Source organism: Streptomyces sp. NPDC050315 (genome assembly GCF_040655775.1).
GTDB lineage: Bacteria > Actinomycetota > Actinomycetes > Streptomycetales > Streptomycetaceae > Streptomyces.
In genome coordinates, this window is record NZ_JBFAKN010000002.1 from 864,011 (window position 1) to 889,125 (window position 25,115).

At 71.9% G+C, this 25,115-nt stretch carries 17 protein-coding genes; 2 read left to right on the plus strand and 15 right to left on the minus strand.

The window, feature by feature from the left end:
- Positions 1–175: 175 nt before the first annotated feature.
- Positions 176–2,356: a hypothetical protein gene (locus tag AB0I82_RS10850; protein WP_363256813.1), complete on the plus strand. Its 2,181-nt coding sequence runs from the start codon at positions 176–178 to the stop codon at positions 2,354–2,356.
- A gap of 47 nt (positions 2,357–2,403) precedes the next feature.
- Here AB0I82_RS10850 and AB0I82_RS10855 read toward each other — a convergent pair whose 3' ends face one another.
- Both AB0I82_RS10855 and AB0I82_RS10860 read right to left on the minus strand, forming a co-directional pair.
- The gene (locus AB0I82_RS10855; RefSeq protein WP_363256814.1) at positions 2,404–2,607 is read right to left on the minus strand and encodes a DUF397 domain-containing protein; all 204 of its coding nucleotides are present in this window, start codon (positions 2,605–2,607) and stop codon (positions 2,404–2,406) included.
- Entirely contained in the window at positions 2,567–3,415 is an 849-nt protein-coding gene (locus tag AB0I82_RS10860; protein WP_363256815.1) for a helix-turn-helix transcriptional regulator, read from the minus strand. The genes AB0I82_RS10855 and AB0I82_RS10860 overlap by 41 nt, the downstream gene beginning before the upstream one ends.
- Before the next feature lie 179 nt (positions 3,416–3,594).
- Here AB0I82_RS10860 and AB0I82_RS10865 point away from each other — a divergent pair, with 179 nt between their 5' ends.
- Positions 3,595–3,933: an ATP-binding protein gene (locus AB0I82_RS10865; protein WP_363256816.1), complete on the plus strand. Its 339-nt coding sequence runs from the start codon at positions 3,595–3,597 to the stop codon at positions 3,931–3,933.
- 31 nt (positions 3,934–3,964) lie between these two features.
- Here the strand turns inward: AB0I82_RS10865 and obgE are convergent, their stop codons facing one another.
- The 13 genes from obgE to mreD all read right to left on the minus strand — a co-directional run bounded on the left by obgE (position 3,965) and on the right by mreD (position 25,110).
- Positions 3,965–5,404 (minus strand): GTPase ObgE, encoded by a 1,440-nt coding sequence (gene obgE / locus AB0I82_RS10870; RefSeq protein WP_363256817.1) that lies wholly within the window; start codon positions 5,402–5,404, stop codon positions 3,965–3,967.
- A 160-nt stretch (positions 5,405–5,564) separates the two neighbouring features.
- Positions 5,565–5,819, minus strand: a complete 255-nt coding sequence (gene rpmA / locus AB0I82_RS10875; protein ID WP_030249625.1) for a 50S ribosomal protein L27 — start codon at positions 5,817–5,819, stop codon at positions 5,565–5,567.
- A gap of 14 nt (positions 5,820–5,833) precedes the next feature.
- Positions 5,834–6,154: a 50S ribosomal protein L21 gene (gene rplU, locus AB0I82_RS10880; protein WP_031062249.1), complete on the minus strand. Its 321-nt coding sequence runs from the start codon at positions 6,152–6,154 to the stop codon at positions 5,834–5,836.
- A gap of 366 nt (positions 6,155–6,520) precedes the next feature.
- The gene (locus AB0I82_RS10885) at positions 6,521–11,092 is read right to left on the minus strand and encodes an Rne/Rng family ribonuclease (protein ID WP_363256818.1); all 4,572 of its coding nucleotides are present in this window, start codon (positions 11,090–11,092) and stop codon (positions 6,521–6,523) included.
- A 215-nt stretch (positions 11,093–11,307) separates the two neighbouring features.
- The gene (locus AB0I82_RS10890) at positions 11,308–12,111 is read right to left on the minus strand and encodes a TIGR03936 family radical SAM-associated protein (RefSeq protein ID WP_363256819.1); all 804 of its coding nucleotides are present in this window, start codon (positions 12,109–12,111) and stop codon (positions 11,308–11,310) included.
- A gap of 128 nt (positions 12,112–12,239) precedes the next feature.
- On the minus strand, positions 12,240–12,950 hold the full coding sequence (locus AB0I82_RS10895) for a hypothetical protein (RefSeq protein ID WP_363256820.1): 711 nt from the start codon (positions 12,948–12,950) through the stop codon (positions 12,240–12,242).
- Positions 12,951–12,975: 25 nt separating this feature from the next.
- On the minus strand, positions 12,976–13,539 hold the full coding sequence (locus AB0I82_RS10900; RefSeq protein WP_363256821.1) for a GNAT family N-acetyltransferase: 564 nt from the start codon (positions 13,537–13,539) through the stop codon (positions 12,976–12,978).
- Positions 13,540–13,620: 81 nt separating this feature from the next.
- Entirely contained in the window at positions 13,621–15,546 is a 1,926-nt protein-coding gene (locus AB0I82_RS10905; protein WP_363256823.1) for a TIGR03960 family B12-binding radical SAM protein, read from the minus strand.
- 61 nt (positions 15,547–15,607) lie between these two features.
- Positions 15,608–17,242, minus strand: a complete 1,635-nt coding sequence (locus AB0I82_RS10910; protein WP_363256824.1) for a CYTH and CHAD domain-containing protein — start codon at positions 17,240–17,242, stop codon at positions 15,608–15,610.
- Between the two features lie 111 nt (positions 17,243–17,353).
- Positions 17,354–20,737, minus strand: coding sequence for a pyruvate carboxylase (locus AB0I82_RS10915; protein WP_363256825.1), 3,384 nt, complete (start codon positions 20,735–20,737; stop codon positions 17,354–17,356).
- Between the two features lie 243 nt (positions 20,738–20,980).
- Complete coding sequence (gene rodA, locus AB0I82_RS10920) at positions 20,981–22,177, minus strand: rod shape-determining protein RodA (protein ID WP_363256826.1); 1,197 nt, start codon at positions 22,175–22,177, stop codon at positions 20,981–20,983.
- Positions 22,174–24,309 carry a penicillin-binding protein 2 gene (gene mrdA / locus AB0I82_RS10925; RefSeq protein WP_363256828.1) on the minus strand — a complete coding sequence of 712 codons (2,136 nt, stop codon included), beginning with the start codon at positions 24,307–24,309 and terminating at the stop codon, positions 22,174–22,176. The genes rodA and mrdA overlap by 4 nt, the downstream gene beginning before the upstream one ends.
- A 90-nt stretch (positions 24,310–24,399) precedes the next feature.
- On the minus strand, positions 24,400–25,110 hold the full coding sequence (gene mreD / locus AB0I82_RS10930) for a rod shape-determining protein MreD (protein WP_363256829.1): 711 nt from the start codon (positions 25,108–25,110) through the stop codon (positions 24,400–24,402).
- Positions 25,111–25,115 lie beyond the last annotated feature (5 nt).

Sequence of the window (25,115 nt, forward strand, 5' to 3'; positions counted from 1 at the left end):
CAGATTGTCACCGGGGCAGCCAAAGTCATACGGTCGGTTGTCGACCTGTCCCTTCCTGCCGCCCGGACGGCCCGCAGGGAGTGTGCAGGGAGTGTCGCCCGGGTCACACCTGCCCCGGGTCTCGGCCGCCCCACCGGCCCCCCACCTGACCGACTTGCCGCCAGGAGCCCCGCCCGTGCCTTCCGCCGGATTCGCCAACCGACGAGCTCTCAAGCTCGTGGCCTTGCTCGCGATGCTCATCGCGTTCGTGGCCCAGCTCGTCGGTGCCCTGCTGCCCGTGGTCCCGTTGTTCATCGCCGCGTCCGTGGTGAACCTCGGCCTCGACCTCTATCTGCAGCACAAGCAGCCCGGGCTGCTCTCCCTGCTGGGAAAGATCCGGCTGGACATCACCGTCCGCCAGCTCATCCGCGACATGCTGATCCTGGTCGGACTGCTGCACATCCCGGGCATCAACCCGCTCAAGGAGCAGGCCCCCCTCACGATCGGGCTGCTCGTCTTCTATGTGGCGCACTTCGCGTGCCAGGCGGCGGCCGTACTGGTCCGCCGCACCCGTACGCTGCCCTTCCTCACCCGTAACATCGACGCCTCCGCGCTGCGTCTGACCAACGCCCCGCCGCGGCTGCTGGCCCGTCAGACCGGCCGCCGCCTGCTGCGTTTCTCCGTGCCGACCACGCTCGGCATGATGGCCACCGCGATCACCCGGGACGCCCTGTGGGGCGGGATCGGCCTGGCCGTCTCCCTGGTGCTCGCCATCGGCGGCACCGTCTACCTCGCGACCTGGCTGCTCCCCAAGAAGCGCGCGGTCAGCAACGAGCAGGCCCTGGAGTGGCTGGACGAGTGGCTGCAGGAGTACAAGCCCACCGTCGGCATGTACTTCTCCGGCGGCACGACCTCCGCGTACCAGGCCAACATGTGGCTGAGCACGCTCGCCGAGCTGGACGGCAAGCCGATCATCGTGCTGCGTGAGCGCTTCATGGTGCAGAAGATCGACGCGACGGACATCCCGATCGTCTGCATCCCCAAGGTCGCGAACCTGATGCGCCTGGAGCACTCGGCGCTGAAGGTGCTGCTGCACCCCGCGAACTCCGGCAAGACCTCGCAGATCCTGCGCATCCCCTCCATCAAGCACGCGTTCATCAACCACGGTGAGAGCGACAAGCTGTCGTCCTGCAACCCGTACGCGAAGGCGTACGACGAGGTGTGGGTGGCCGGTCCCGCGGCGCGCGACCGCTACCAGCTCGCCGACATCGGCGTGGAGGACAAGGACGTCGTCGAGGTGGGCCGCCCGCAGCTGTCGCCCATCAAGGCGTACGAGGGCGCGCCCAAGGGCGAGTACACGACCGTGCTGTACGCGCCGACGTGGGAGGGCTGGGACGGCAACCCCGGCAACACGTCGGTGATCCTGGCCGGCGAGAACATCGTGCGTGAGCTGCTGGCCGACCCGAAGGTGCGGCTGCTGTACAAGCCGCACCCGATGACCGGTTCGGTCGACCCCGAGGCCGGCGCTGCGAACGCCCGTATCAAGGCGATGATCCAGGAGGCGATTGCGCAGCGCGCCGCCGAGCGGGAGGGCCAGGGCGTGGGCCCGGAGGCCGCCGCCGAGCTGGAGGCCCGTACCGAGGAGCTGCGCGCCCTCACCACCTCCGACTTCGGGAGGAGCGCGGACGAGCTGGAGAAGATGCTGATCCAGAGCGCTCCCGAGGCGGGCCGCGCCGCCGCCGTGGCGGAGGCGACCGCCGCGTGGGAGGCCGCGTACTGGGCCTCGTTCCCCGAGTGGGAGCACCGGATCATCACCTCGGCCCGCCCCGCGATCTTCGCCTGCTTCAACCAGGCGGACGTCCTCATCAGCGATGTCTCCAGCGTGGTCTCGGACTACCTGAGCAGCGAGAAGCCGTACGCGGTCGCGAATACGTCCGGGATGACCGAGGAGGAGTTCCGTACGAACTTCCCGACGGTGCGGGCGGCGACGATCCTCACGCCGGAGGCGGACGGTGTCGCCGGGCTGCTGGAGACGGTGCGGAATCCGGAGCGGGACACGCTCGTTCAGGCCCGTAAGGAGCTGAAGGAGCACCTGCTGGGACCGTCGGACCCGCCGTCGCTGGCCCGCTTCAACGCGGCCGCGCTGGCGCTGCACGCGGCGGCCGAGGAGCGGCAGGTCCGGATGGAGGCCCGGCTCGCGGGCGTCCCGGGCCAGCGCGACGAGGGCACGGAAGCGCACGAGGCGCAGGAGGCCGCCGAGGAGATGGAGCTGGACCCCTCGGAGTCCCCGAAGTCGGCCGAGCCGGCGGAAGCCGCTGACGCGGCGGAGAGCGGCGACGAGTCGGCCGAGGGCTCGGAGACCCGCGCGGTCGTCTGACGACGCGACGTAGCGATACGACTGAGGGCCCGTGTTTACACGGGCCCTCAGTCGTGCGTGCGGCCCACGTAGCCGATGAACTCGGCGAAGGTTCCGGGGTCGACGGTGACGACGGGCCCGTCGGGGTTCTTGGAGTCCCGGATGGCGATGAGGGCAGGGAGCGAGGCCACCTCGACACACTCGCCGCCTTCGTTGGTGCTGTAGCTGGACTTACGCCACCGGGCGCGGTCCAGGTTCGCGGGCGTGGCCATAGCGCTCCTCCATCACACGGGCAATCAGCTCTGCCGAGACATTCGGCGCCAGGGCTGCAGATTGCAGATGATCGTAGCGGAGCGAGCAATCCTCGGCGGATTCAGGATTGGCGGTCGGCTCGGCACCGCCGTAGCCCTCGGCGTAGACGATATCTGCCTGGTCTCGGTAGGAGAACAGCGTGAACGCACCGACCAGACCGGCGTGTGCACCGGCCGAGTACGGCAGGACCTGGATATGCACATGGCGGGAGTCGCGGTAACTCAACAGGTGTGCCAGTTGCTTTCGCATCACCTCTTGGCCGCCGACTTCCTGGTAGAGAACGGCCTCGCCCATGACGACCCAGAGCAATGGCGGCTGCGCGCCCTCCAGAATGCGCTGCCGCGCCAGCCATGCTTCCACGCGGTCGTCGAGACCTTCCTTGTCGAGTACGCCGAGCACGGCCCGCGCGTACTCCGGAGTCTGCAGAAGTCCGTAGACCACCTGGGGCTGAAAGGCGAGGATGCGCCGGGCGGAGGACTGGAGTTCGGCTACGCGCCGATGCTTGTAGGGCAGCTTGCTCCGGCGTACCAGATCCCAAAGACGCACCAACGCGCCCTTCGCGCCCAGCGTCTCGTCGAACCGCGGGATGTGCTCGTCCTTGGGCATCTTCGTGGCTGTTTCGATCTGGCCGATCATTGAGCCGGTCAAGTACACCAGCTTGCCCAGCTGTTCGAGCGTCAGGCCGGCTTCCTCGCGCAGCCTTCGCAGTTCCGCTCCGAAGTAGTCGAGCGGAGATGCCCCCGGATCGAGCGACTTGCAATTGGCCATGGGAGCTCCCTCGCTCAACCCGCGCAACCAGACGTCCAGTTGCATTCACGGCGTAGCAGAGGGTAATCGAGCCAGCGCACGATTGGGCTGTGAATGAGACTTCCGATACCGATAGCTACATCTTTCCGACGCGGGAGTACCGGATCTCGCTTCGCGTCGGTACGCACAGTGCGCGGCATGTGCGGCGCGTCGTGCGGGCGCTCGTGCGGTTGTGGGGGCTGGGGCAGCTGGCCGATGCTGCCGAGCTCGCCGTTACGGAGCTGCTGGTCAATGTGTACCGGCATGTGCCGGACCGGCGGTGCACCGTCGCGGTGCGGCGGCATGAGGACGGGATGGTGATCGCCGTACACGACCGCCACCCCGTACTGCCCGAGGCACGGGACACAGGCCCGTGGGAGGAGAGCGGACGGGGACTCGCGCTCGTCGCGGCGGCCACCGACAAGTGGGGCGTGGCCCCGGACGACGAAGGCCCGCAGCGCACCACCGGGAAAACCGTGTGGTGCGAGCTGCGGGCCTGACGGCACAACAGGCGGCCAAGCCGCCCCCGGATCAACCCAGCGGGTTGAAGCCGTCGTACGCCTCTTCCGCCTCGTCCCGCTCCGCCTGGCGGTCGCGGCGGCGCTGCGTGGCCGGGCGGGGTGCCTCCAGGCGGTGGTCCTCGCCGCGGCGGCCGAGCATCTCCGCGCCGGCCATCATCGTCGGCTCCCAGTCGAAGACGACCGCGTTGTCCTCGGGGCCGATGGCGACACCGTCACCCGCGCGGGCACCGGCCTTGAGCAGCTCGTCCTCGACGCCGAGGCGGTTGAGGCGGTCGGCGAGGTAGCCCACGGCCTCGTCGTTGTTGAAGTCGGTCTGGCGCACCCAGCGCTCCGGCTTGTCGCCGCGGACGCGGAAGAGGTTCTCTCCCTCGGGGGTGACGGTGAAGCCGGTGTCGTTGACGGCCTGGGGGCGGATGACGACGCGGGTCGCCTCCTGGGCGGGCCGGGCCGCGCGGGCCTGCGCGACGGTCTCGGCGAGGGCATAGGAGAGCTCCTTGAGGCCCATGTGCGCCACCGCGGAGACCTCGAAGACGCGGTAGCCGCGGGCCTCCAGGTCGGGGCGGATCATGTCCGCGAGGTCCTTGCCGTCCGGGATGTCGATCTTGTTGAGGACGACCACGCGGGGCCGGTTCTCCAGGCCGCCGTACTGCGCGAGCTCCTCCTCGATGATGTCGAGGTCGGAGAGCGGGTCGCGGTCGGACTCCAGGGTGGCGGTGTCCAGGACGTGGACCAGTACCTCGCAGCGCTCCACGTGGCGCAGGAACTCCAGGCCGAGGCCCTTGCCCTGGCTGGCACCGGGGATGAGGCCGGGGACGTCCGCGATCGTGTACACCGTCGAACCGGCCGTCACCACACCGAGGTTGGGGACGAGCGTGGTGAAGGGGTAGTCGGCGATCTTCGGCTTGGCGGCGGAGAGTACCGAGATCAGCGAGGACTTGCCGGCGCTGGGGTAGCCGACGAGGGCCACGTCCGCGACGGTCTTGAGCTCCAGGACGATGTCCCGCTCCTCGCCCGGCTCGCCGAGCAGCGCGAAGCCGGGGGCCTTGCGGCGGGCGGAGGCCAGCGCCGCGTTGCCGAGGCCGCCGCGGCCGCCCTGGCCCGCGACGAAGGTGGTGCCCTGGCCGACCAGGTCGGCGAGGACGTTGCCCTTCTTGTCGAGGATGACCGTGCCGTCCGGGACCGGCAGGACGAGGTCCTGGCCGTTCTTGCCGGAGCGGTGGTCGCCCGCGCCGGGCGCGCCGTTGGTGGCCTTGCGGTGCGGGTGGTGGTGGTAGTCCAGGAGGGTGGTGACGTCCTGGTCGACGACCAGGATCACATCGCCGCCACGGCCGCCGTTGCCGCCGTCGGGGCCGCCGAGCGGCTTGAACTTCTCCCGGAAGACGGAGGCACAGCCGTGGCCTCCGTTACCCGCGGCGACGTGCAGCTCGACGCGGTCCACGAAGGTGGTCATGGGGGTGCCTCCAGTAACTACGGGGACGTACGCGGGATGTACGGGAGCGCGTACGGAATTGTCTCTTCAGTAACACGCGAAAGGCGGACCCGCTTCCCGTACGGGAAGGGGATCCGCCTTTGCGAGGAACCGTTCTACGGTGCCGAAGCCCCTAGGGGATTCAGACGCCAGGAACGATGTTCACGACCTTGCGGCCGCGGTGGGTACCGAACTCCACCGCACCGGCCTGCAGCGCGAACAGCGTGTCGTCGCCGCCGCGGCCGACGCCGGTGCCCGGGTGGAAGTGGGTGCCGCGCTGGCGGACGATGATCTCACCGGCGAGGACGGCCTGGCCGCCGAAGCGCTTGACGCCGAGCCGCTGAGCGTTGGAATCGCGACCGTTCCGAGTGGACGATGCGCCCTTCTTGTGTGCCATGTCTCCTCAGTCCCTTACTTCGCCGGAGCGTCGATGCCGGTGATCTTCAGCGCGGTGTGCAGCTGACGGTGGCCGATCCGCTTCTTGTAACCGGTCTTGTTCTTGTACTTCTGGATGCGGATCTTGTCGCCCTTGTGGTGGTCCACGACCTCGGCCTGGACCTTCACGCCGGCGAGCACCCACGGGTCGCTCGTGACGGACTCGCCGTCGACGACCAGCAGCGTGGAGAGCTCGACGGTCTCGCCGACCTTGCTGGTGGAAATGCGGTCAACCTCGATGACGTCGCCGACAGCAACCTTCTGCTGGCGGCCGCCGGTGCGCACGATCGCGTACACGCGGAACTCTCTCTCGCTAGAAACGGGGACCACTGATGCCAGCCGCCCGGGGGCCCTGCGGGCCCGGCTATCCGACGCGCTGCGCCCGTGAGGGCGCGATCCGCATTGGACGAGCGGCCTCCCCCGGCGGAACCGGGAGGTGTTTGCTCAGGTGGTTGGCGTACATAGACGCCGACGGTCAAGGTTACGGGGCCTTGACCAGGGGGTCAAACCGGGGCTCCGCCGGTGATGCCGGGTCCGGCCGCCGGGGTGGGCGGTCCGGCCGTCTGCCGACTGCGGCCACGTTGTGGCTGGTCGCGCAGTTCCCCGCGCCCCTGCCTGGGCTGCGCCCTCTCGGGCGCAGCCCAGGCCCGGTGCGTCCGGGGCCTACTCCTCCGTGGAAGCGGTCACCTCGGCCGAAGAGGACTGCTCGGCGGCCGCGGTCTTCTTTGCCGCCGTCTTCTTCGCAGTCGCCTTCTTGGCGGTGGCCTTCTTCGCCGTGGCCTTCTTGGCCGCCGTCTTCTTGGCGGGGGCCTTTTCGGCCGGGGCCTCGTCGGCGGCGTCCTTGTCGGCGGTGGTCTTCTTCGCCGCCGACTTGGTCGCCTTCTTGGCCGGGGCCTTCTTCGCGGCGGCCTTCTTGGTCGTCGCCTTCTTGGCCGCGGCCTTCTTCGCCGTCTTCTTGGCCGCCGTCTTCTTGGCGGGGGCCGCCTCCTCGGCGGGCTGCTCCCCGGCCTCGGCCTCGGGGGCCTCGTGCGGGGCGCCGGTGGCCACCTCGGGGGTGGCCTCCGCCGCCGCCTCGGCAGCGGCCTCGGGGGCCGCCTCGCCGCCGGCCTCGGTGGGCGCGGCGGGCTCGGCACCGGCCGGGGCCGACACCGCGCGGGTCACCCGGCGGCGGGCACGGGCCGGACGGGCCGCGGGCTGCGGCTCGGGCTCCGGCTCGGCGGCGGGCTGCTCCACGGCGGGCTGCTCGGCGGCCACGGGCTCCGCGGCCTGCGCCGGAGCGGCCGTCGCGGGCTCGGCGGCCTGCACCGGCTCCTGCTCCGCCGCGGCGGGCTCAGTGGCGGCCTCCGACGCGGTCACCACGATCGCCGCGCCGTCGTCCGCGGCCTTCGGGGAGCCCGCCGGGGCGGACACCTTCCGGCTCGCGCGGCGGCGGCCGCGGCCACGGCCCTGGGCGGCGGCCGCCGCCTCGGCCTCGGCCGGGCTGGAGAACCACTCGTCCGTGGCGCCGATCGCGGGGGTCAGCTCCGCCTCGGTGACGGCTGCGGGCTCCAGCTCGGGCGCGGTCGACGGCTCGGGCGCCGGGGCGACCGGCTCCGCGGCCTTCTCGGGCTGGTGGTCGTGCTTCTCGCCGTTGCCGCCCTTGCCCTTCTTCTTGCGCTTGCCGCCACCGCCGGTGCTCGTGGCCTGGTCCATGTGGACGATCACGCCACGGCCGTTGCAGTGCACGCACGGCTCGGAGAAGGACTCCAGGAGGCCCTGGCCGACCCGCTTACGGGTCATCTGGACCAGGCCCAGCGAGGTCACCTCGGCGACCTGGTGCTTCGTACGGTCCCGGCCCAGGCACTCCAGCATCCGCCGCAGCACGAGGTCCCGGTTGGACTCCAGCACCATGTCGATGAAGTCGATGACGACGATGCCGCCGAGGTCGCGCAGGCGCAGCTGGCGGACGATCTCCTCGGCCGCCTCCAGGTTGTTTCTGGTGACGGTCTCTTCGAGGTTGCCGCCCTGGCCGGTGAACTTGCCGGTGTTGACATCGATCACGACCATGGCCTCGGTCTTGTCGATCACCAGCGAGCCGCCGGACGGCAGCCAGACCTTGCGGTCCAGCGCCTTCATGAGCTGCTCGTCGATGCGGTACGTCGCGAAGACGTCGACGTCCGAGGTCCACTTCTGAAGCCGGTCGCCGAGGTCCGGGGCGACGTGCGAGACGTAACCGGAGATGGTCGACCAGGCGTCCTCGCCGCTGACGATGACCTTGGAGAAGTCCTCGTTGAAGATGTCGCGCACGACGCGGACGGTCATGTCCGGCTCGCCGTACAGCAGGGTCGGGGCGTTGCCGCTCTTCGCCTTCTTCTGGATCTCCTCCCACTGCCCCTGGAGGCGCTCCACGTCGCGGCGCAGCTCGTCCTCGCTCGCGCCCTCGGCGGCGGTGCGCACGATGACGCCCGCGTCCTCGGGGACGATCTTCTTGAGGATCTGCTTCAGGCGCGCCCGCTCGGTGTCGGGGAGCTTGCGGCTGATGCCGGTCATCGAGCCCTCGGGCACGTAGACCAGGTACCGGCCGGGGAGCGAGACCTGGCTGGTGAGGCGGGCGCCCTTGTGGCCGATCGGGTCCTTGGTGACCTGGACCAGGACCGACTGGCCGGACTTCAGGGCGGTCTCGATGCGGCGCGGGCCGTGGCCCATGCCGAGCGCCTCGAAGTTGACCTCACCGGCGTACAGGACGGCGTTGCGGCCCTTGCCGATGTCGACGAAGGCGGCCTCCATGGAGGGGAGGACGTTCTGGACCTTGCCCAGGTAGACGTTGCCGACGTACGAGGTCGACTGCTCCTTGTTGACGTAGTGCTCGACGAGCACGTCGTCTTCCAGGACGCCGATCTGGGTGCGCTCGCCGCTCTGGCGGACGACCATCACGCGCTCGACGGCCTCGCGGCGCGCCAGGAACTCCGCCTCGGTGATGATCGGCACCCGGCGGCGGCCCTGCTCGCGGCCCTCGCGGCGGCGCTGCTTCTTGGCCTCCATACGGGTCGAGCCCTTGATGGACTGGACCTCGTCGAAGCCCGTACCGGGCTCGCGCTCTTCCTTCTTGCGCGGCTCGCGGACCTTGACGACCGTACGCTCCGGGTCGTCGCCGTTCGTGCCGGGCTCGGCACCGTCACCGCTGCGACGGCGGCGACGGCGGCGGCGACGGCTGCTGCTGGAGCCGCCGGACGGCTGCTCGTCGGCCTCCGCGGCCTCCGGCTCCTCCGCCTCGGCGGGCTCCTCGGCGGGCTGCTCCTCGGCGCCCTCGGCACCTTCGGCGGACTCGGCCTCGTCCGTGCCCTCGGTCTCCGCGGCGTCGCCACGGCGACGGCGGCGGCCACCGCGACGGCGACGGCGCGAGGGACGGTCGCCCTGCTCCTCGTCGCCCTGCGCGGCCTCGGCCTCGGGCTCCTCCTCGGTCTCGGCGGGCTCCTCCGCGGCGGGCGCGGCCTGCTGCGGCTCGGCCTCGGCGGCGCCACCGCGGCGACGGCGGCGGCGCGCCGGGCGCTCCTCGGCCTCCGCGGGCTCCTCCTCGGGGGCAGGGGCGGCGGCCGCAGCGGCGGCGGCAGTCTCCGGGGTCTGGAACATCGGCTCGGTGAAGACCGGGGCCTGGAAGACGGCGCTCGGCGGCTGGGCGGAGCGGCGGCGGCCACGCGCCGGGGCCTCGGCGGCTTCCTCGGTGGCGGCCTGCTCCTGCGCGGCCCGGCCCTGCTCGGGCTGGGCGAACGCGGGCGCGGCGGGACGCTCGGCGCGGCGGCGGGTACGGCGGCGCGGGCCCTCGGACTCCTCCGCCTGCTCGGCGGGAGCGGCGGCGGGCGCTTCCTGCTGTACGGGCTGTACGGGCTGCTCGGCGGCCTCCGCCGTCTCGCCCTGCGGGCTCTCGGCGGGGCGCTCCGCGCGGCGGCGGGTGCGGCGGCGCGGGGCCTGCTCGGCGACCGGGGCCGGCGGGGCCTGCTCGGCGGCGACCGCCTGCGCGGCGGCGGCGACCGGCTGTTCGTCCTCGTCCGTGGCGACCGGAGCCTGGGTGGCGGGCGTCTCAGCGGGCGTCCCGGCGGGCGTCCCGGCGGGCGTGCCCTCCGGGGACGTCGCCTTACGGGTGGCGCGGCGGCGGGTACGGGCGGGCTTGGCGGGCTGCGGCTCGGCCTCGGCGGACACCGCAGCGGCCTCCTCAGCCTGCGCCTCCTCCGCGGCAGCCTCGGCGGCGGCCTCGATCTGGTCCTCGTCCTCGTCCTCGGCGGCGACCGCCGCGACGGCGAGGGCCGGCTCCGGGGTCACCGGCGCGGGGGCCTCGGCGGGCTGCGGCGAGCCGGCGGGCGCGGACGCCCGGCGGGTGGCCCGGCGACGCGTACGGGCGGGCTTGGCCTCCTCGGCGGGGGCCTCGGCGGCGGGCTGCTCCTCGGCGACCTGCGGCTGGTCAGCGGCGGGCTGCGGCTCTTCGACAGCGGCCTGCGGCTGGTCGGCGGCGGCCTGCTCCTCGGCCGCGGCCGGCGTACCGGCCGGAGCGGTGACCTTGCGGGTCACCCGGCGGCGCGAACGGGCCGGGCGGGACTCGGCGGCGGCGGTGGCGGCCCGCGCGGCGGGGGCCTCGGCGGCCGCGGCCTCCGCGGCGGCCGTCTCGGCAGCGGCGGCGGACTCGGCCCGCTCCTCGTCGTCGGCGCCCACAGCGGTCGGCGCCGGCTCCGCGACGACGGCCTGCTGGGCCACCGGGGCTGCGGTCTCGTCGGGCTGCGGCGCGCCGGCCGGGGCCGAGACGCGGCGGGTGGCGCGGCGGCGGGGACGGGCCGGGGCGGCCTCGTCACCGGTCACGACGGCGGACTGCTCGGCGGCGGCCTGCGGGGCGCTCTCGGCCGACGCGGCGAGCGCGGCGGCGTCCTCGACGGCGGGGGCCTCGGCGGCCTCGGCCTCGGTGGCGCGCGGCGCGCCGGCGGGGGCCGACGTACGGCGGGTGGCGCGGCGGCGCGGGCGCGCCGGGGCGGCTTCGTCACCGGTCACGACGGTGCCGGCAGCGGGCTCCTGGGGAGCGGCAGCGGCGCCGGGCGCGTCGGCCGGCTGTACGGCCGACGCCTCGGGCGCTGTGCCGCCCACCGGCGGCCCCGCGGGCCGGGACGCCGCACGGCGCCTGCGGCGCGGCGGCAGGGTGTCGCTCGGTGTGCTGTTCTCGGAGCGGCTGTTCGCCGGCTCCGCGGATTCCGTGGGCTCAATGGGTTCGAGCATGCGGGCGGTTCTCCCGTCACGCTCCCGGGCGCCGCGTCCGGTTCCGGCCGCGGCCCGCGTAGAGAGCGGTGCCGCGGTCCGGGGCGCGGGCGCCACACGGGAGCTTTAGTCTCGCTCGCCGGGCCCTTGTGTCCGGGACCGGCGAAAGTCTCCTGGTCAGTTCGTTCGCCGGACCGGGGTGGCTCCCTGGCTGATCGGCGACGCGACGACGGCTCCTACGCTGCGCCGTCCGCCGCTCCACCGCCTGCGGGCGGTGCCTGCGTCGCGGCGGTCAGCCCGGCGGCCGTGGGTGGGGCGGCCGTGGCTGCTGCGTCGCGGTCGGGCGCGAGCGGGTCGGTCACCGCGCCGGTCTCCTCATCGAGCAGCCCCTGCGCCAGCCTGGTCACCGCTGCGGGGACCGGCGGCGCCAGGTCGGCCGTAGCTCGGAGGCCGGACAGGACGTCGTCGGGTCGTACGGCAGGTGTCAGATGCCGAACAACCAGCCGCAGTATCGCACAGGCACCAGCGCCGGGCCTATCGGCCTCGCACGCACCTGCCTGCAGATCCGCGACGGCCGCACGCGCGTCGAAGGTACGGATGCCCTTCTTCGTCTGCCGCTCGACCGGTACTTCCTCCGCCGCGAGGAACGCCGCGACGGCCCGCTCCGCGTCCGCGACGGCCACGCCGTCCAGGCGCAGCTCCCACACCGATGCCTGCAGCCGGTCGGCGAGCCCGGAGGTGTGCGCCTCCACGGCGTCGATCACATCGAGATCGTCCGGCAGCGACTCGTCCAGCAGCGCGCGCAGCGCTTCCGGGTCCCGTCGCTCGGTGAGGGCGATCTCCAGGTACTCGGCCTCGCTGCCGGTGCCCGTGGGCGCGGCATTGGCGTACGACACCTTGGGGTGCGGGGTGAATCCCGCGGAGTACGCCATGGGCACCTCGGCACGGCGCAGCGCCCGCTCGAAAGCGCGCTGGAAGTCACGGTGGCTGGTGAACCGGAGGCGGCCGCGCTTGGTGTAGCGCAGTCGGATGCGCTGCACCGCCGGTGCGGGCGGCGGGCCTTCGGGCTGTCGCTTGCCCAGTGTCGTCAGTCCTTCGTGAGTGGGGTCGTACTGCTACCTAGAGTACGTGCCTGCCGGGCCGCCGGTTCCCGCCGGGGTGCGCCCCGTCACCCGAAGAGCGCGAGCCGCACCTCCCGGGCGGCGGTGCGCGCGGCGGACAGCGCGGCCTTCACGGGCCGCCAGAGGACCGCCCGGATCGCGTGCCCCACGGGGGTGAGGATCCAGCGGTACACCCAGCGCAGCGGCGCGACGACCAGCCACCGCCACAGGGCGGCGATGCCCCGGCCGACCGCCCGGGAAACGTACCCGGCGATCCGCCAGGCCCACACGACGGCGGCGCCGATTGCCCGCAGGACGGGCCACAGCAGGTACTTCCACACGGCCAGGGCCGGGACGACGAGCAGGTAGTGCGCGAGCCGGGCGAGCGCCCGCCCGAGCGGCGCGAGCACCCACCGGTGGAGCCACTTCGCCGGGACGACGAGCAGGTAGTACGCCAGCCAGGCCAGCGCGCGCCCGATCGGCGTGAGGATCCAGCGGTAAACCCAGATCGCCGGCACCACCATCAGATACTTGATCAAAAAGGCCAGCGGCACGACGACGAGGTAATTGACCAGCCAGTCAATCGCCCGCCCGACCGGCGCGAGGACCCACCGGTACACCCGACGCCCGATCCAGCACAGCGCGTCCCAGAGCAGCCGCAACGGAACCACGACGATCAGTACCGGGATCTTGATGACCTGAGCGAGGCAGCAACCCCCGCCCGGCTCCCGCTCCGGCTCCCGCGTGTCCCGTGCCTTGTACGTGCTGCTGTGCGCCATGCCGCGCTGCTCCCCCGGTACCGCTCTACGTCCTGTCGCTCGCCTGCCCGGCGTTCGTCGGCACCCAGTAGCGCAGCTTTCCGCCGCGCTCGTCCTCGAAGATCCCGCCGCAGGCCTCGATGACCTTACGTGACGCGGTGTTGGTGGTGTCACACGTGACCAGCGCGGACTGAATACCGAGCGCACGGGCCACCGGCAGCGCGGCGCGCAGCATGGCGGTGGCGTGGCCGCGGCGGCGGGCGGTGGGGCGTACGTAGTAGCCGATGTGGCCGCCGAGCTCCAGCAGATAGTCGTTCAGCTCGTGGCGCAGGCCGATGCGGCCCAGGAAGGTGTCGCCCTCGACGTACCAGAGGTGGGTGCACGGCACCCAGCCCATGGGGCGGGTGACGTCCGGGCTGGTCATGGAGCGCAGCCAGTCGGTGTACCGGGAGAAGGCGACCGGGTCGTCCCACTCCCCGGAGAACTGGCGGATCTCCCGCCCGACGACCGTGTCGTCGCCGTCCTCGCCCACCCCCTCCGCCCGGAGCTCCTTCATCGCCTCCAGGAACGACGCCTGGACACGCAGCGTGGGTGCGATCAGCTGTGGCATCGCAACAGTGTGCGGGCAACACACCGGCCCGGCCACCGAATTGCGGCGACCGGGCCGGACTGTCATATGTGTGCTGCGCGGCTACTTCACGACCGTGAGCGGCAGCAGCTTCTTCCCCGTCGGGCCGATCTGGATCTCGGTGTCCATCTGAGGACACACGCCGCAGTCGAAGCACGGGGTCCAGCGGCAGTCGTCGACCTCGGTTTCGTCGAGGGCGTCCTGCCAGTCCTCCCAGAGCCAGTCCTTGTCCAGGCCGGAGTCCAGGTGGTCCCAGGGGAGGACCTCTTCGTAGGTGCGCTCGCGGGTGGTGTACCAGGCGACGTCGACGCCGAAGTCGGGGAGGGTCTTCTCGGCGGCCTGCATCCAGCGGTCGTAGGAGAAGTGCTCGCGCCAGCCGTCGAAGCGGCCGCCGTCCTCGTAGACCGCGCGGATCACGGCGCCGATGCGGCGGTCGCCGCGGGAGAGCAGGCCCTCGACGATGCCGGGCTTGCCGTCGTGGTAGCGGAAGCCGATGGAGCGGCCGTACTTCTTGTCGCCGCGGATCTTGTCGCGGAGCTTCTCCAGGCGGGCGTCGGTCTCCTCGGCGGAGAGCTGCGGGGCCCACTGGAAGGGGGTGTGCGGCTTGGGGACGAAGCCGCCGATGGAGACCGTGCAGCGGATGTCGTTCTGGCCGGAGACGCGGCGGCCCTCGGCGATGACGTTGACCGCCATGTCGCCGATCTGCAGGACGTCCTCGTCGGTCTCGGTCGGCAGACCGCACATGAAGTACAGCTTCACCTGGCGCCAGCCGTTGCCGTAGGCCGTGGAGACCGTACGGATCAGGTCCTCCTCCGAGACCATCTTGTTGATGACCTTGCGGATGCGCTCGCTGCCGCCCTCGGGCGCGAACGTCAGGCCCGAGCGGCGGCCGTTGCGGGTCAGCTCGTTGGCCAGGTCGATGTTGAACGCGTCGACGCGGGTGGAGGGGAGGGAGAGGCCGATCTTGTCCTCTTCGTACCGGTCGGCGAGGCCCTTGGCGATGTCGCCGATCTCGGTGTGGTCCGCGGAGGACAGCGACAGCAGGCCGACCTCCTCGAATCCCGTGGCCTTCAGGCCCTTGTCCACCATGTCGCCGATGCCGGTGATGCTTCGCTCCCGTACGGGGCGCGTGATCATGCCGGCCTGGCAGAAACGGCAGCCGCGGGTGCAGCCACGGAAGATCTCGACCGACATCCGTTCGTGGACGGTCTCGGCCAGGGGGACGAGCGGCTGCTTCGGGTAGGGCCACTCGTCGAGGTCCATGACGGTGTGCTTGGACACGCGCCACGGGACGCCGGAGCGGTTCGGCACGACGCGGCTGATGCGGCCGTCGGCGAGGTACTCCACGTCGTAGAACTTGGGGACGTAGACGCTGCCGGTCTTCGCGAGGCGGAAGAGCAGCTCGTCGCGGCCGCCGGGGCGGCCCTCGTTCTTCCACGCCCGGATGATCTCGGTGATCTCCAGGACGGCCTGCTCGCCGTCGCCGACCACCGCGCAGTCCAGGAAGTCCGCGATCGGCTCGGGATTGAAGGCGGCGTGGCCGCCCGCGAGGATCAGCGGGTGGTCCTCCGTGCGGTCCTTGGCGTACATCGGGATGTTCGCCAGGTCCAGCGCGGTGAGCAGATTCGTGTAGCCCAGCTCGGTGGAGAAGGAGACGCCGAGCACGTCGAACGCGTCGATCGGGCGGTGCGCGTCGACCGTGAACTGCGGCACACCGTGCTCGCGCATCAGCGCTTCGAGGTCGGGCCAGACGCTGTAGGTGCGCTCGGCGAGCACGCCGTCACGCTCGTTCAGGACCTCGTACAGGATCTGGACGCCCTGGTTGGGCAGCCCGACCTCGTACGCGTCGGGGTACATGAGCGCCCAGCGCACGTCGCACGCGTCCCAGTCCTTGACGGTGGAGTTCAGCTCTCCACCGACGTACTGGATGGGCTTCTGGACATGCGGGAGAAGCGCTTCCAGGCGCGGGAAGACCGTCTCGACAGGCATCGCGGCGTTCTCTCTTAGATCGGCACAGCACAGCATGAGCTGGGAAGGGTGACCCTCAAGACTAACGCGCTCCCCCGGCCGTCCCCGAATCGATCGTGGCCCACAGGGTCGGCAGCTCGGCTTCGCGGGCTGCGGCGCGGGATTCTTCGCGGGCGTACAGGACGCCGTACGCGAAGGCGTTCTCGCCCGCCGCGTGGGCCTGGGCGGCCAGGTCGCGCAGGGCCTCGCGGGCCATGACGCTGTCCTGGTGGTCGCCGAGGAGTTCCTGCAGCTCCGTCATGCGGGCGGCCAGCTCCTTCGCGGGGCGGCCCAGCTCGGGGCGGGCCGCCTCCGCCGCGTACCGGGTGCGCTTGGCGGCCTTGCGGGCTTCGTGGAGGGCCAGGTCACGGTCGCGGCCGGGCGGCGCGGCCAGCGCGGTCGCGACGTGCCCGGCCAGCCGCCGGAAGTCCCGTTCGACCGCCTTGGGCAGCACCCGGTCGGCCGGGCGGCGCGCGGCGCGGGCCCGGGGCGGGTCGGTGATCAGCGCGTCCAGGGCGTTCAGGAGGGTGAGGTAGCGCTCGCCGTCGAGGACGGCGATGAGGTGTTTCCGGGAGCCTTTGCGGTGTGCCTGGGTCCAGGTGCGCAGCCGGGTGCGTACGGGGCCGGGGCGCAGCTCCTTGGGGAGCGCGGTCAGGGCTTCCTGGATGCGGGCTGCGAGCACTTCGGCGTCGCGGCCGACGCCCAGCTCGGCGGCGAGCCATTTCAGCTCGGCGCCGAGGGGGTCGGTGGCGGCCCGGTCCAGGACGGTGGCGTACGAGCGGAGGGCGCTGCGCAGGCGGCGGGTGGCGACGCGCATCTGGTGGACGGAGTCGGGGAGGTCGCGGCGGACGGCGGGGTCCAGCTCGGTGAGGGCGCGGATCTGGCGGGTGAGGTAGCGGAGGACGATCTCTTCGGCGGTGGGCGCCTCTGCCGTGGGCGGCTCGCCGCACTGGTCCGCCGCGGTGGGCTCGGCGGCCGTCTTCCGCTCGCCCTCGGCGGCCGTCTTCCGTCCACCCTCGGTGGCCGCCTCACGCTCGCTCTTGGCGGCCGTCTTCCGCTCGCCCTTCGGGGCCGTGTCGCGCAGTGCGCGGGCCGCCTTGGAGGCCGTGGACGCGGGGCGCAGCCCGGCGCGCAGGAGCCGGTCCTCGACCGCGTCCAGGAGGGCCGTGTCCCCGCCCGCCGTCAGCTCGACCTCTATCTCGGCCCATTCGGCGGTCCGGCCGGGGCCGGACGGGCGGTCGGCGCGCACCTGATCGGCGGCGATCTCCGCGAGGACCGTGCCGTCGGCGGCGAGCAGCTGCCGGGTCTCACGGCGGGTCGCGATCCGTACGAGGGGGATCAGCTCGGCGTCGCGGACGCGGGAGCGGAGCAGGCCGCGCAGGGCGCGGGGGACGGTGTCGGAGAGCGGGGCGCGGATCTCGTCGCGTACGTGGGCGGCGACGGGCAGTTTCAGGTGCCAGCCGGCGTCGTCGCCGCCGGTGCGGCGGCGCAGGGTGATGCCGTCGCGGGCCAGCCGCCGGTCTGCGGTGTCGTAGTAGGTGGCGTCCAGGGTGGCCGTGCCACGGTCCGCGACGGACGCGACCCGGTCGACGCCGGTCAGGTCGGGGAGGCCTTCGGGCGGCAGGCCCGCGCCGTTGGCCTCGTACTTCCGCTCGATCTCCCGCACGGTGTCCGCCATGGGGCGAACGTACTGTCGTGTCCCGCTTTTGGGGAGCCCCCCAGCGGCCCGGTGCGCGACAAGCCGGGAAGCCTGCCGCGCACCGGGCCGGTGCTCACTCCACGAAGGCGCTCACTCCACCACGATGAGCAGGTCGCCGCCCTCGACCTGGGCGATCGGGGAGATGGCGATGCGGGTGACCGTGCCGCCGGTGGGTGCGGTGATCGCCGCCTCCATCTTCATGGCCTCGATGGTGCCGATGGTGGCGCCCGCCTCGACCTGCTGGCCCTCCTCGACGGCGAGGGTGACCACGCCGGCGAACGGGGCCGGCAGGTGGCCGGGGTTGTTCCGGTCGGCCTTCTCGGCGGCCGGCACCTCGGTGGCCACCGACCGGTCGCGGACCTGGATGGGCCGCAGCTGGCCGTTGAGGATGCACATCACGGTGCGCATGCCGCGCTCGTCGGCCTCGGAGATCGCCTCCAGGCCGATGAGCAGCTGGACGCCGGGGGCGAGCCGTACGACGTTCTCCTCGCCGTGGTGCAGCCCGTAGAAGAACAGGTCGCTGGAGAGCGGGGAGGTGTCGCCGTAGCGCTCGCGGTGGGTGGTGAAGTCCCTGGTCGGGCCGGGGAAGAGCAGCTCGTTCAGTACGGCCTGGCGCTCGGCGGAGGTGGCCGAGAGGCGCTTGGACTCGTCGGCCGTCAGCTCGGTGATGCCGGGGGCCTCGGCGCGGCCTTCGAGGGCGCGGCTGCGCAGCGGCTCGGGCCAGCCGCCGGCCGGTTCGCCCAGCTCGCCGCGGAGGAAGCCGATGACGGAGCCGGGGATGTCGAAGCGGGCCGGGTCGGCGGCGAACTCCTCGGTGGAGACCCCGGCGCCGACCAGCGCGAGCGCGAGGTCGCCGACGACCTTGGAGCTGGGGGTGACCTTGACGAGGCGGCCGAGGAGCCGGTCGGCGCCCGCGTAGGCGTTCTCGATCTGCTCGAAGCGGTCGCCGAGGCCGAGCGCGATGGCCTGCTGGCGGAGGTTGGAGAGCTGGCCGCCGGGGATCTCGTGCGCGTAGACGCGTCCGGTGGGCGCCGGAAGCCCGGCCTCGAAGGGTGCGTAGACCTTGCGTACGGCTTCCCAGTACGGCTCCAGGGCGCAGACCGCGTCGAGGTCGATGCCGGTGTCGCGGTCGGTGTGCGCGGCGGCGGCGACGATCGCGGAGAGGGCGGGCTGGCTGGTGGTACCGGCCAGGGCGGCGGAGGCGCCGTCGACCGCGTCCGCGCCGGCCTCCCAGCCCGCGAGGTACGTGGCGAGCTGGCCGCCGGGGGTGTCGTGGGTGTGGATGTGGACGGGCAGGTCGAAGTTCTGGCGCAGGGCCGTGACCAGCTTCTTCGCGGCGGGCGCGCGGAGCAGGCCGGCCATGTCCTTGATGGCGAGGACGTGGGCGCCCGCGTCGACCATCTGCTCGGCGAGGCGGAGGTAGTAGTCGAGGGTGTAGAGCTTCTCGCCGGGGTCGGCGAGGTCGCCGGTGTAGCTCATGGCGACCTCGGCGATGGCGGTGCCGGTCTCGCGGACGGCGTCGATCGCGGGGCGCATCTGGTCGACGTTGTTGAGCGCATCGAAGATGCGGAAGATGTCGATGCCGGTGTCGGCGGCCTCCTGCACGAAGGAGCGGGTGACCTGCTCGGGGTAGGGGGTGTAGCCGACGGTGTTGCGGCCGCGCAGCAGCATCTGGAGGCAGATGTTGGGGACGGCCTCGCGCAGCGCCGCGAGCCGCTCCCACGGGTCCTCGTACAGGAAGCGCAGCGCCACGTCGTACGTCGCGCCGCCCCACGCTTCGAGGGACAGCAGCTCGGGCGTCGTACGGGCGACGTGCCCGGCGACCTCCAGCAGGTCCTTGGTACGGACGCGGGTGGCCAGCAGGGACTGGTGGGCGTCGCGGAAGGTGGTGTCGGTGACGCCGAGCGCGGGCCGGGCGCGCAGGTCGGCGGCGAAGCCCTCGGGGCCGAGCTGCCGGAGCCGCTGCCGGGAGCCGTCGGGGATCGGCGCGGAGGTGTCGATCGCGGGCAGTTTCTCGTGCGGCGCGACGGTGGCGGGGCGCTCGCCGTGCGGCTTGTTGACCGTGACGTCCGCGAGGTACTCCAGGATGCGGGTGCCGCGGTCGGCGGAGCCGCGCTGGGTCAGCAGTTCGGGGCGCTGCTCGATGAAGGAGGTGGTGACCCTCCCCTCGCGGAAGTCCGGGGTGTCCAGCACCGCCTGCAGGAACGGGATGTTGGTGGCCACGCCGCGGATGCGGAACTCGGTGACGGCGCGCCGGGCACGGCCGACGGCGGTGGCGAAGTCGCGGCCCCGGCAGGTGAGCTTGACCAGCATCGAGTCGAAGTGGGCGCCGACCTCGGCGCCGAGGTTGGTGCCGCCGTCCAGGCGGACGCCCGCGCCGCCCGGGGAGCGGTAGGCGGTGATCCGGCCGGTGTCGGGCCGGAAGCCGTTGGCGGGGTCCTCGGTGGTGATGCGGCACTGCAGCGCCGAGCCGCGCAGCACGATCTTCTCCTGGCTGAGCCCGAGGTCGGCCAGCGATTCACCGGATGCGATGCGCAGCTGCGACTGTACGAGGTCGACGTCCGTGACCTCTTCGGTGACGGTGTGCTCGACCTGGATGCGCGGGTTCATCTCGATGAAGACGTGGTTGCCGCGCGCGTCGACGAGGAATTCGACGGTACCGGCGCAGGTGTAGCCGATCTGCTTGGCGAAGGCGACGGCGTCGGCGCAGATCTTCTCGCGCAGCTCGGCGGGGAGGTTCGGGGCCGGGGCCAGCTCGATGACCTTCTGGTGGCGGCGCTGCACGCTGCAGTCCCGCTCGTACAGGTGGATCACGTTGCCGTGGGTGTCGGCGAGGATCTGCACCTCGATGTGGCGCGGGTCGACGACGGCCTGCTCCAGGAAGACCGTGGGGTCGCCGAAGGCCGACTCGGCCTCGCGGGCCGCCGCCTCGACGGCCTCGCGCAGCTGGGTGCGCTCGGCGACCCGGCGCATGCCGCGCCCGCCGCCGCCCGCGACCGCCTTCACGAAGACCGGGAACTCCATGTCCTCGGCGGCCGCCAGCAGCTCCTCGACGTCGGAGGAGGGCGCGGAGGAGGCGAGGACGGGCAGCCCGGCGGCCTTGGCGGCGGCGATGGCCCGCGCCTTGTTGCCGGTGAGCTCCAGTACTTCGGTGGAGGGGCCGACGAAGGTGATGCCGTGCTCGGCGCAGGCGGCGGCCAGGTCGGGGTTCTCGGAGAGGAAGCCGTAGCCGGGGTAGACGGCGTCGGCGCCGGCCTGCCGTGCCGCGCGGACGATCTCCTCGACCGAGAGGTACGCGCGCACGGGGTGGCCGGGCTCGCCGATCTGGTAGGCCTCGTCCGCCTTGAGGCGGTGGCCGGAGTTGCGATCCTCGTGGGGGAAGACGGCGACGGTCTGCGCGCCCAGCTCATAGGCGGCGCGGAAGGCGCGGATGGCGATTTCGCCACGGTTGGCGACCAGGACCTTCGAGAACATGGGAGCGTTTTCTCCTGACGGGGCGGCATGCGGGGCGCCTGCGTGCGGATACGGAACTCTGTCTCGGGATGCGGACGACTGTCTCGCTGAAGCTGTTCCGCGACAGCATGCCGTCCGGAAGGCTCTACCGCCACGTAAGACCCGTCACAGTACGTGTCCGCGCGGAATGGGTACGTGTACCGGAACGCATGTGGTCCGGCCCCCTTCGGCAGGGAACCGGACCACAACGGACCGAGCGGCGGATCAGGCGGAGACGGGCCGCTGCACTCTGATCGACTGCAGCAGTCCGATGGCGATCCACACGGCGAACATCGAGGTGCCGCCGTAGGAGACAAAGGGCAGCGGCAGGCCGGTGACCGGCATGATCCCCAGCGTCATCCCGATGTTCTCGAACGACTGGAAGGCGAACCAGGCGATGATGCCGGACGCGACGACCGTGCTGTACAGCTCGGAGGACTCCCGGGCGATCCGGCAGGCGCGCCAGAGCACCACGCCCAGCAGGAAGATGATCAGGCCCGCGCCGAGGAAGCCCAGCTCCTCACCGGCGACCGTGAAGATGAAGTCGGTCTGCTGCTCGGGCACGAACTGGCCGGTGGTCTGGCTGCCCTGGAACAGGCCCGCGCCGAAGAGCCCGCCGGAACCGATCGCGATGCGCGCCTGGTTGGTGTTGTAGCCGACGCCCGCCGGGTCCAGGCTCGGGTTGGCGAAGGCCGCGAAGCGGGCGATCTGGTAGTCGTCGAGGAGGTGCAGCTGCCAGACGCTCAAGCAGCCCACCACGCCCAGCGTCACCAGGCCGATGACCCAGCGGTTGGACGCGCCCGAGGCGAGCAGCACGGCCAGCACGATCGTGCCGAGCACCATGACCGAGCCGAGGTCCGGCATCAGCATGATGACCACTATCGGGACCAGCGCGATGGCGAGCGCTTGGAGGACGGCGCGGTGGCCGGGGTGTTCCCGGTCGCCCGCGTCGACCCGGGCGGCGAGGACCATCGCCATGCCCAGCGTGATGGTGATCTTCGCGAACTCGGCGGGCTGCAGGGAGAGTCCGCCGGGGATCGCGAGCCAGGACCGCGAGCCGTTGATGGTCGCGCCGAGCGGGGTGAGCACCAGCGCGGACAGCACCAGCGAGAGCCCGTACAGGATGGGTACGGCGCCGCGCAGCGTGCGGTGGCCCAGCCACACCGTGCCGGCCGCGAGCGCGAGGCCGATGCCGGTGTTGAGCAGGTGCTTGAGGACGTAGGAGTACTGGTCGCCGTGGTTCAGCTCGATGCGGTTGCGGGTGGCCGAGAAGACCAGGACCGCGCCGATGAGCGAGAGGGCCAGGCAGGAGAAGAGCAGTATCCAGTCCAGCCGCCGGACGACGGAGTCCCGGGCGGTGAGCTTGGACCAGACGCCGCGGTCGGGGGCGTAGCGCCGGATGGCGTAGCTGCTGCTGGTCACTGGACCGCCCCTTCCGGCTTCTTCTCGTTGACGATCGGCTTGGTCAGCTTGCCGGCGGTGATGTTGCCGTCCCGGTCGATCTTCGGGAGGCTCGCCTCCGGCTTCGGCAGCAGCGCCTTGTCCTTGTGGATCTTGCCCTTGGCGTCCACGCCGTAGATCGCGTCGTAGATCTTGCGGACGGCCGGACCCGAGGCGCCGGAGCCCGTACCACCCTGGGCGATCGTCATGACGATCGTGAAGTCCTTGGTGTACGTGGCGAACCACGACGTCGTCTGCTTGCCGTAGACCTCCGCGGTACCGGTCTTGGCGTGCATCGGGATCTGCTTCTGCGGCCAGCCCTCGAACCGCCAGGCGGCGGTACCCCGAGTGGCCACGCCCTCCAGCGCCTTGTCGATCTGCTTCAGCGTCTTCGGCGTGTCGGGCAGCTTGCCGTGCGCCTTCGGCGCGATGTCCCGGACCTTCTTGCCGTTGGCGCTGATGATCGCCTTGCCGATGGTCGGGTCGTACATCGTCCCGCCGTTGGCGATGGCCGCGTAGATCGTCGCCATCTGGATCGGCGTCACGAGGGTGTCGCCCTGGCCGATGGAGTAGTTCACCGAGTCACCGGCGCGCATCTTCATGCCTTCGAGACAGCTCTCGTAGGCGAGGCGCTGGACGTAGCTGCCGCCCTTCTTGCCGGTCTTGCACCAGGAGTCCTTGTTGGCCTTCCAGAAGTCCTTCTTCCACTGGCGGTCCGGGACCCGGCCCTTGACCTCGTTGGGCAGGTCGATGCCGGTCTCCTTGCCGAGGCCGAACTCGTGCGCGGTCTTGTAGAACCAGTCCTTGGGGTCCTTGGGCTTGTTGCCGCCGTCCTTGACCCACTGCTTGTACGCCAGGTCGTAGAAGACGGTGTCGCAGGAGACCTCCAGCGCCCGGCCCAGGGTGATCGCGCCATGGCTCTGGGACTCGAAGTTCTTGAAGACCTGTCCGCCGACGTTGTACGAACTGGAGCAGTTGTACCGGCCGTTGAAGGGGTACCCGGCGTTGACCGCGGCCGAGGTCGAGATGACCTTGAAGATCGAGCCGGGGGCCGCCTGGCCCTGGATCGCCCGGTTCAGCAGCGGGTAGTTGGACTTCTTGCCGGTCAGCTTGGCGTAGTCCTTCGCCGAGATGCCGCCGACCCAGGCGTTCGGGTCGTACTCCGGCTGGGAGGCCATCGAGACCACCCGGCCGGTCTTGTTCTCCATGACGACCACGGCGCCCGCGTCGGCCTTGTAGTTCGTGCCGGTGTTGCGGTCATGCTGCTTGCGGGCCTCCACCATCGCCTGGTGGAGCTCCTTCTCGGCAACGGCCTGCACGCGTGCGTCTATCGAGGTGACGACGTTGTCCCCGGGCCGGGCCGGGTCGCTCTTGGCCTTGCCCATGACCCGGCCGAGGTTGTCGACCTGGTAGCGGGTGACGCCGGCCTTGCCGCGCAGCGCGCTGTCGTACGTCCGCTCAAGACCCGAGCGGCCCACCATGTCCGAGCGCAGGAACGGCGAGTTCGTGTGCTCCGCCTTCTTGATCTCCTCGTCGGTGACCGGCGAGAGGTAGCCGAGCACCTGGGAGGTCGCGGCCTTGGCGGGGGCCGGGTAGCGGCGTACCGCGGTGGGCTCGGCGGAGATGCCGGGGAAGTCCTCGGCGCTCTCCCGGATCTTCAGGGCCTGCTGGGTGGTGGCCTCGTCCGTGATCGGGATGGGCTGGAAGGGCGAGCCGTTCCAGCAGGGCTGCGGGGTCTTGGCGTCGCACAGCCGGACCTTGTTCTTCACGTCGGTGTACGACATGTCCAGGACGTGCGCGAGGCGGGTCAGTACGGCCTTGCCCTCGTCGTCCATCTTCATCAGCGCGGTACGGCTGGCGGAGACGACGAGGCGGGTCTCGTTGTCGGCGAGCGGCACGCCGCGCGCGTCGAGGATCGAGCCGCGCACGGCCGGGTCGACGACCTGCTGGACGTGGTTGCCGCTGGCCTCGGCGGCGTACTCGTCGCCGTTGCGGACCTGGAGGTACCACAGCCGGCCGCCGAGGGTGAGCAGCAGCGAGAAGACCAGTATCTGAATGGCTACGAGGCGGACGGTGACGCGGGTCGTCCGGCCGGTCTCAGGAATGTTACTCACGGCGCGCAGCGCCTCCTTGAGGGGCGGTGGTCGGGCGACGGGCGGGCGCTCACCTGTGCCCCCTCGTGGTCCCCCGGAACGGTGTACGGCTCACAGGCGCTTGACCCCCTTGATGCGGGCCGGCTTGTTGGACTTGCCGCCGAGCAGGCCGCCGCGCTGGCTGCCGATCCGCGGCGTCCGGCCACCCCGCCCGGGGCGGCTCATGCGCAGCCCGCTGCCGGTGGAGAGCCAGCCGTACGCGGCCTCGCCGAGCATCGGACCGGACTGCGTGCCGCCGGAACTCTCCCCGGCCACCGGATCGTTGTCCGCGCGCCGGGCCAGGGCCATCACGAGCGGGACGCTGAAGGGGGCGAGCACGAGGTCGTAGACGGTGGCGGTGAAGAGCAGCAGGGGGATGCCGACGGTGTTGCCCGCGTTGTCGCCGGCCAGTGAGCCGACGCCGGCGTAGAGCAGCGTCGAGCCGATGGCGGCGCAGACCACCACGGTCAGCGGCAGCGAGGCGGAGCGGTGCCGGCTCTTGTCGGGCTTGGTGAGCCCGGCGGCGTAGCCGATGACGCAGAGCACGAGGGCGTAGCGGCCGATCGCGTGGTCGGAGGGGGGCGCGAGGTCCGCGAGGAGTCCCGCACCGAAGCCGATGAAGGCCCCGGCGACATGCCCGTACACCATGGCCAGGCCGAGGACGACGAGGAGAAGCAGGTCCGGTACGGCTCCGGGGAGGTGCAGTCTGGCGAGCACACCCACCTGGACGACGAGGGCCACGGCCACGAGGGCGGTGGAGAGGAGGATCCGGTTGATGCGCATCGGGC

Bases quoted from the DNA above. Each gene is read 5' to 3' on its own strand.
- AB0I82_RS10910 (WP_363256824.1), bottom strand. From the start codon at position 17,242: ATGGCGGACACCGTGCGGGAGATCGAGCGGAAGTACGAGGCCAACGGC.
- rpmA (WP_030249625.1), bottom strand. From the start codon at position 5,819: ATGGCACACAAGAAGGGCGCATCGTCCACTCGGAACGGTCGCGATTCC.
- AB0I82_RS10905 (WP_363256823.1), bottom strand. From the start codon at position 15,546: ATGCCTGTCGAGACGGTCTTCCCGCGCCTGGAAGCGCTTCTCCCGCAT.
- AB0I82_RS10860 (WP_363256815.1), bottom strand. From the start codon at position 3,415: ATGGCCAATTGCAAGTCGCTCGATCCGGGGGCATCTCCGCTCGACTAC.
- mreD (WP_363256829.1), bottom strand. From the start codon at position 25,110: ATGCGCATCAACCGGATCCTCCTCTCCACCGCCCTCGTGGCCGTGGCC.
- AB0I82_RS10900 (WP_363256821.1), bottom strand. From the start codon at position 13,539: ATGCCACAGCTGATCGCACCCACGCTGCGTGTCCAGGCGTCGTTCCTG.
- AB0I82_RS10915 (WP_363256825.1), bottom strand. From the start codon at position 20,737: ATGTTCTCGAAGGTCCTGGTCGCCAACCGTGGCGAAATCGCCATCCGC.
- AB0I82_RS10855 (WP_363256814.1), bottom strand. From the start codon at position 2,607: ATGGCCACGCCCGCGAACCTGGACCGCGCCCGGTGGCGTAAGTCCAGC.
- obgE (WP_363256817.1), bottom strand. From the start codon at position 5,404: ATGACCACCTTCGTGGACCGCGTCGAGCTGCACGTCGCCGCGGGTAAC.
- AB0I82_RS10885 (WP_363256818.1), bottom strand. From the start codon at position 11,092: ATGCTCGAACCCATTGAGCCCACGGAATCCGCGGAGCCGGCGAACAGC.
- AB0I82_RS10895 (WP_363256820.1), bottom strand. From the start codon at position 12,950: ATGGCGCACAGCAGCACGTACAAGGCACGGGACACGCGGGAGCCGGAG.